A 5,921-nucleotide genomic window follows, 5' to 3' on the forward strand; every position below is an offset into this window, starting at 1 on the left:
GCGAGAGGTCCTCTTGAATCAAGTTCTGGCTGGAACATCCTGATTCTACAAGAGAAACCCCTCGCCATCTTTATTTTCAAGCCAGCCTCATGAATAAGCCGGGAGGAAGGCAACCGTCAGTTGAAAGAAGAATACGAAACGGCCATTACCAGCGTGCAAAAGCAGGTGCAGGAATTGGTGACCCGGGTCGCGGATGAGCACCACAAAATGACCGGCACCATGAGCGAGGCGAGCGACAAGGCCCAGGAACAGCTGCGCCAGGCGCAGAGTCAGGCCAGTGAGGCATTGGAAAACCTACAGGCGCAGTATCAGCGTTCGCTGGAAGACGCCGGCGAGCAATACCAGGCTCAACTCAGCAATGCGTACCAGCAGGTAGAAGCTGCCATGCAACAGGCTGTTACCCGCACCGGAGAGCACATTAATGCGCAGATGGAGCGTATCGACGAAAGCATGCAGCAAGAACTGCAGCGGGTGATGACGGAAATGGGCAGCGCGCTGGGGCAAATCAGCGGACGCTTTACCCAAGACTACCAGAAGCTGACGACTGAAATGCAGAAGGTGGTGCAGTCAGCCAACTCAGGAGCCTATTGATGAGCCGAATGCAGGCGCTGTTTGGTCGTGGCAGCGCATCAGGCAGCGAGGACGAGCACCATTGGTTAAGCGTTTCGGACTTGATGGCCGGATTGATGATGGTGTTTTTGCTGATCTCGATTGCTCTAATGCGCCATGCGCTGGAAGTCCGCGAGAACGTCACGCAGGTCGCGGAGACCTATCAGGAAACCCAGGTAGCGATCTATCAGGCGCTGCTGGATGAGTTTGCCGACGATCTGGATACTTGGCAGGCTGAAATTGACGCCGACACGCTTGCGCTGACATTTAAATCGCCGGAAGTGCTGTTTGCCACCGGTTCGGCTCAGCTGCGCCCGCGCTTTAAAAGTATTCTGAAGGATTTTTACCCGCGCTACCTGAACGTGCTGACGCCCTTCCACGATTCTATCGACGAGATTCGTATAGAAGGGCATACCTCCAGTCGTTGGAACAGCCGTGTGAGCGAAGATACGGCTTACTTTCGCAACATGCAGCTGTCTCAGGATCGAACGCGCTCGGTGCTGAGCTATCTGTACGATCTGCCGGAAACCCAGCAGCAGAAAAGCTGGGTCCAACAAACTACCGCGGCGGTAGGTCTTTCGTCATCGCATCTGATTAAAAACGCTGCTGGAGAAGAGGATGCTGAAAGCTCAAGGCGCGTCAGCTTTCGCATCCTGACCAATGCCGAAGCTCAGATTCGTGAGATTCTCACCGAGGTGGATTCGTGAAGCTGGACGTTGATTTTAGCTCACTAATTGCTGCTGTTACACGGATGGGTCCACCAGTAGATATAGATCCGTTGACGCTGAATGCAGAGAACCCGCCGCTGGTCAAAAAAGAACTTCAGGCAGCATCAACTCCACCCCCTGAGCTGGAGATCCCCGAAGGCGGCCTTGAAGTCTCTGATTTGAGTCAACTGGAGACGCCGGGCGACCTGCTGATGTGGCAAGGTCAGCAGGTGCTGCTTTATATTCAGGACCACCGTTCGCGTTTTGAAGATGCTGAAATAGAAGGAGCTAAAGGTAACAGGGTACATATTTCCTTTTGTCAAAAACTCGAAGAAATGCGGGCTAGAGGCCGCTTTGAGCGCTACGTGGTCACCCGCGATCATAGCGAGTATTTTCATATCACAGGGCGAAGCTACGGCGGCCGCGAGCAAACGGCAATGACTGATCTGAAAGTCTGCAAGCTATGTCTGCGTAAACTGAACTACGGGGGTTACGCGGTACCTGGAAACAAAGCGGCTTTTAATAATTTCTCGTTTGTCCGCTTTTTTGAACAGTACGACTCTTTCTTTCCGTACCACCCAAGCCGTAAGCCCGGCGCATCGGAAAGCTATACTCAAGACTGGAAGAAAGTTTCGCAAAGCTACCGCGCAGCAAAGAGCTATCGCTGCGAAAATTGTGCGGTTGACCTTTCACAGCACCCTTATCTGCTGCATACGCACCATATCAACGGAGTGCGCAGCGATAACACTGAAAATAATCTTAAGGCACTATGCATTGATTGTCATAGCAAGGAATCAAACCATGGACATATGGCTGTACCACATAAAATACGCCAAGAAATAGCTCAATTACGCCAGGAGCAGAGAAAAGCTAATATCCAAACTTGGCATTCTGTTTTTATGTTGGCAGATCCAGGGATAAATGGCATAATTTATCATCTAAAAGCGTTTAATAGCCCGCTCCCTGAGGTTGGTTTCGGCATAAGAGGTACTGATGGAAATATTGTGATTAGAGCAGAGCTGGCTTGGCCTTCTTGCAGAGTGGGTGTTGCTATTAGTAAAGAAGATGCTGCGAAAGCTAAACTAATAAATTGGAATTTGTATAGTGTTGGAGAGTTTTTTGAAAATCCTGGTAAATTTCTTCGTATGCTGAAGATTGGTGTCTCTGATAAAAAATAAACCATTTCCTGTAAGTGATGGCGGTCTCAAGTTCCAAGTGCAACGCTATTGAAGAGTGTTCGAACCGGCGGTTGAATTCTTAAGCACCTCGGCGTAGACCTCCAATGGCGTTCGCCAGCCTAGCGTTTCGCGCGGGCGTGTGTTCAGTGAGTCGGCAATGGCGTCGAGTTCCGCCTGGCTATAGACCGATAGATCCGTGCCCTTCGGCAAATATTGCCGCAATAGCCCGTTGGTGTTCTCGTTGGAGCCCCGTTGCCATGGACTATGCGGGTCAGCAAAGTAGATCGCGGTGCCGGTTTTCTGAGTGATCTCGGCATGCTTCACCATTTCCTTGCCCTGATCATAGGTCATGGATAGGCGCAGGCGTCGCGGCACCTCATTGAGTTTGTCGCTAAAGCCAACGGCCGCGGCCGTCGCCGTGGTGCCATCCACTTTTGCCAGGATCACCAACCGTGTGGTGCGCTCCACCAGCGTGCCAACGGCGGACCGGTTGTTAGCGCCCATGATCAGGTCGCCCTCCCAGTGGCCGGGCATCTGACGGTCTTCAATCTCGGGAGGCCGTAGGTGGATGCTGACCAGGTCCGGGATTTGACCACGCCGATCCTTACCCCGACTCCGTGGCCGACGCTTACCGTTACCCTGTCGCAAGCAGGCGATGAGCTCTTTCTTGAGTGAGCCACGAGGCATCACATAGAGCGCGTTGTAGATGGCCTCATGCGAGACCTGTCGACGTGAATCGTTAGGAGACATACGCTTCAGTGTGCGGGCTATCTGCTGCGGTGACCAGTACTTGCGTAACAGGTAGGTCACCACCTCAAGCAACTCCCCACCGGGATGCAGCTTGGGTCGCTGACGTGGCCGATGACGCGTCAAGCGTGCTCGGTAGCCTGCTAGGCTAGCATCGTAGCCCTTGCTGGGGTCGACGGTGTGACGAGCGAGTTCTCGTGACACGGTGCTTGGTGCACGGCCCAGATGACTCGCGATGGCGCGTATCGAGTGAGTGGCTCGCATCATCATGATGGCGGCTCGGTCTTCAGCTGTGAGATGGCGGTAGCAATGGATCATGGCAACACCGTACCTGATGGGTCAGATGTTGCACTTGGTCATTGAGACCGCCGATGCGCTTATTTTTGAACAATATCCTGCTCCACAAAACTGCTGGTAGTTTTTTGGTTGCCGCTTGATGGGTTCGATGACAGCCAATGCTGGTAAAACTGTTGGTGAGAAACTAGCGGGCATCCGCATAAGCGCTCGCCCAGTGCGGGCGGGTTTGCGCGATGCGCCAGCGCCACTTAGGCTGCATTGTGCATTGACACATCATCGGCGCAATGCCGCATTGAGTGCTGCAAACGTTGAAGTGCGATCGGGGTGGGGCGCCGTCACCGTGGCAGTGTATGCGACAATGCCCGATAAGGCAGAGTCGTAAATCCAAAATACAACGGAGGGGTGATGTCAGACTCTACACCAACAGCGCCGCGCCCGGGTAGCGCCCCTGATGCGGTGCTGGACGCCTGCGGGCTGGCCTGCCCGCTGCCGCTGCTCAAGGCCAAGCAGGCGCTGCATCGTCTGGCAGGCGGGCAGCTTTTGGAAGTGCGGGCCACCGATGCCGGCTCCTGGCGTGATATGGCCTCGTTCGCCGAGCACAGCGCGCACGTGCTGGAAGATCGCCGCCAGGTAGACGGCGTGTACTACTACCGGCTGCGCAAGGCCGAGGGCCGCGCGTCATGACGCTGCGCACTATTGTCAAAAACTGGGTAGACCGCTATTTCTCCGATGAGGAGGCGCTGATCCTGCTGCTGGTGCTGATTGCCGGCTTTGCCGCGGTCATCTGGTTTGGCCGGATGCTGGCGCCGTTTTTTACCGCGCTGGTCATTGCCTTTTTGCTCCAGGGCGCGGTCAACGCGCTGACGCGCCGGCGCGTGCCGCACTTTTTAGCGGTGGGCGTGGTGTTTCTGGGCTTTTTGAGCGTAGTGCTGGCGCTGGCGCTGATTTTGCTGCCGCTGATCTGGAATCAGCTGGTGGGGCTGGTGCAGGAAACCCCGCGAATGTTTGCCAGCGGCCAGCACTGGCTGGGGGAGCTGCAGGCGCGCTATCCCAACCTGATTACCCCGGACCAGGTGCAGAACTGGGTAGGGGCGGCCAGCCGCCAGATCAGCCAGCTGGGCCAGCGCGCGCTGTCGCTGTCGCTGGCCTCGCTTGGCAACGTGATGGCGCTGATCATCTATCTGGTGCTGGTGCCGATTCTGGTGTTTTTCATGCTCAAGGACCGCGATGCGCTGATCGGCTTTACGCTGTCGCTGCTGCCGCGCAAGCGCACGCTGCTGTCGCGCATCTGGCAGGAAATGGATGCCCAGATCGCCAACTATATTCGCGGCAAGTTTATTGAAATTATCATCGTCGGCACGGTGGCGTTTGCCACCTTTGCCTTTCTCGGGGTGCCGTATTCGGCGCTTTTAGGCGTGCTGGTGGGGCTTTCCGTGCTGGTGCCGTACATCGGCGCGGCGCTGGCCACGCTGCCGGTAGCGGCGGTGGCCGGCTTTCATTTTGGCCTGAGCGACGAGCTGGCCTACGTGCTGCTGGCCTACGGCGTGATTCAGGCGCTGGACGGCAACGTGCTGGTACCGGTGATGTTTTCCGAAGCGGTCAACCTGCACCCGGTATCCATCATCGTCGCGGTGCTGTTTTTTGGCGGTATCTGGGGCTTTTGGGGCGTGTTTTTTGCCATTCCGCTGGCCACGCTGCTCAAGGCGCTGGTGTATGCCTGGCCGCGAGGGCTGCGCCAGCGTGACCGGCGCCTGGCGCAGGAAAACGCCACGGCCGATCACGCTGATGACGACCTGTAGCCGGCTAGCCCCCGGCGCTATGCGCGGCCCTTGTTTTGGCTTTGGGCGTTGAGGGCCTGGGCGGCGGCCAGTACGTCGTCGACGTGGCCCGGCACTTTTACACCGCGCCACTGCTGGGCGAGATGGCCGTCGGCATCGATGAGAAAGGTGCTGCGCTCGATGCCCAGATGCTCCTTGCCGTACATTTTCTTGAGCTTGATCACATCAAACATTCGGCAGATTTCCTCGTCCTTGTCGGCGATCAGCGCGAAGTTGAAGCCCTCTTTGGCCTTGAAGTTTTCCTGGGCGCGGATGCCGTCCCGGGAAACGCCGAGAATCACGGTGTTGGCGGCGTCAAACGCCGGCTTGCGGTCGCGAAAGTCGCCGCCTTCGGTGGTGCAGCCCGGCGTGCTGGCCTTGGGGTAAAAGTAGACGACAACCTGCTGGCCGCGAAGCGCCGAGAGCGTCACGGTGGTGTTGCCGGTGGCGGTGGCGGAAAAATCGGCTCTTCGTCGTTGGGTGTGGAATTCGCCCCCTGAGCTGGGCCAGGATATGACCTCCACATGGACAGGAGGTATGGCATGGACGGCACCCAGATTCTGACC

The 5,921-nt window shown here is 56.6% G+C and carries 7 protein-coding genes; 5 read left to right on the forward strand and 2 right to left on the reverse strand.

What is annotated here, in order from left to right; all coding sequences use genetic code 11:
- The first annotated feature begins 120 nt into the window (after positions 1 to 120).
- From ABD654_RS05735 to ABD654_RS05745, 3 genes are read left to right on the forward strand one after another with little or no spacing between them, the layout of a single operon-like run.
- Positions 121 to 591 carry a hypothetical protein gene (locus tag ABD654_RS05735; RefSeq protein ID WP_344703160.1) on the forward strand — a complete coding sequence of 157 codons (471 nt, stop codon included), beginning with the start codon at positions 121 to 123 and terminating at the stop codon, positions 589 to 591.
- Positions 591 to 1,316, forward strand: a complete 726-nt coding sequence (locus ABD654_RS05740) for an OmpA family protein (RefSeq protein WP_344703162.1) — start codon at positions 591 to 593, stop codon at positions 1,314 to 1,316. The genes ABD654_RS05735 and ABD654_RS05740 overlap by 1 nt, the downstream gene beginning before the upstream one ends.
- Entirely contained in the window at positions 1,313 to 2,494 is a 1,182-nt protein-coding gene (locus ABD654_RS05745; RefSeq protein WP_344703164.1) for an HNH endonuclease, read from the forward strand. Before ABD654_RS05740 ends, ABD654_RS05745 begins: the two co-directional genes overlap by 4 nt.
- A gap of 45 nt (positions 2,495 to 2,539) precedes the next feature.
- On the opposite strand, the gene ABD654_RS05750 is transcribed toward ABD654_RS05745, so the two are convergent.
- Positions 2,540 to 3,559: an IS30 family transposase gene (locus ABD654_RS05750; protein WP_344703166.1), complete on the reverse strand. Its 1,020-nt coding sequence runs from the start codon at positions 3,557 to 3,559 to the stop codon at positions 2,540 to 2,542.
- A 384-nt stretch (positions 3,560 to 3,943) separates the two neighbouring features.
- On the opposite strand from ABD654_RS05750, the gene ABD654_RS05755 reads away from it, so the two are divergent.
- Both ABD654_RS05755 and ABD654_RS05760 read left to right on the forward strand, forming a co-directional pair.
- Complete coding sequence (locus ABD654_RS05755) at positions 3,944 to 4,222, forward strand: sulfurtransferase TusA family protein (protein ID WP_344703168.1); 279 nt, start codon at positions 3,944 to 3,946, stop codon at positions 4,220 to 4,222.
- A complete protein-coding gene (locus ABD654_RS05760; RefSeq protein ID WP_344703170.1) occupies positions 4,219 to 5,337 on the forward strand; it encodes an AI-2E family transporter in 1,119 nt (372 codons plus the stop codon). The genes ABD654_RS05755 and ABD654_RS05760 overlap by 4 nt, the downstream gene beginning before the upstream one ends.
- A 17-nt stretch (positions 5,338 to 5,354) precedes the next feature.
- Here the strand turns inward: ABD654_RS05760 and ABD654_RS05765 are convergent, their stop codons facing one another.
- Entirely contained in the window at positions 5,355 to 5,870 is a 516-nt protein-coding gene (locus ABD654_RS05765) for a peroxiredoxin (protein WP_344703172.1), read from the reverse strand.
- Between the last annotated feature and the right edge of the window lie 51 nt (positions 5,871 to 5,921).

This window comes from Halomonas cibimaris, from assembly GCF_039537045.1.
GTDB classification, from domain to species: domain Bacteria; phylum Pseudomonadota; class Gammaproteobacteria; order Pseudomonadales; family Halomonadaceae; genus Vreelandella; species Vreelandella cibimaris.

Excerpts from the sequence above, each read along its gene's own strand:
- ABD654_RS05740 (WP_344703162.1), top strand. The coding sequence starts at position 591 with ATGAGCCGAATGCAGGCGCTGTTTGGTCGTGGCAGCGCATCAGGCAGC.
- ABD654_RS05750 (WP_344703166.1), bottom strand. The coding sequence starts at position 3,559 with ATGATCCATTGCTACCGCCATCTCACAGCTGAAGACCGAGCCGCCATC.
- ABD654_RS05755 (WP_344703168.1), top strand. The coding sequence starts at position 3,944 with ATGTCAGACTCTACACCAACAGCGCCGCGCCCGGGTAGCGCCCCTGAT.
- ABD654_RS05760 (WP_344703170.1), top strand. The coding sequence starts at position 4,219 with ATGACGCTGCGCACTATTGTCAAAAACTGGGTAGACCGCTATTTCTCC.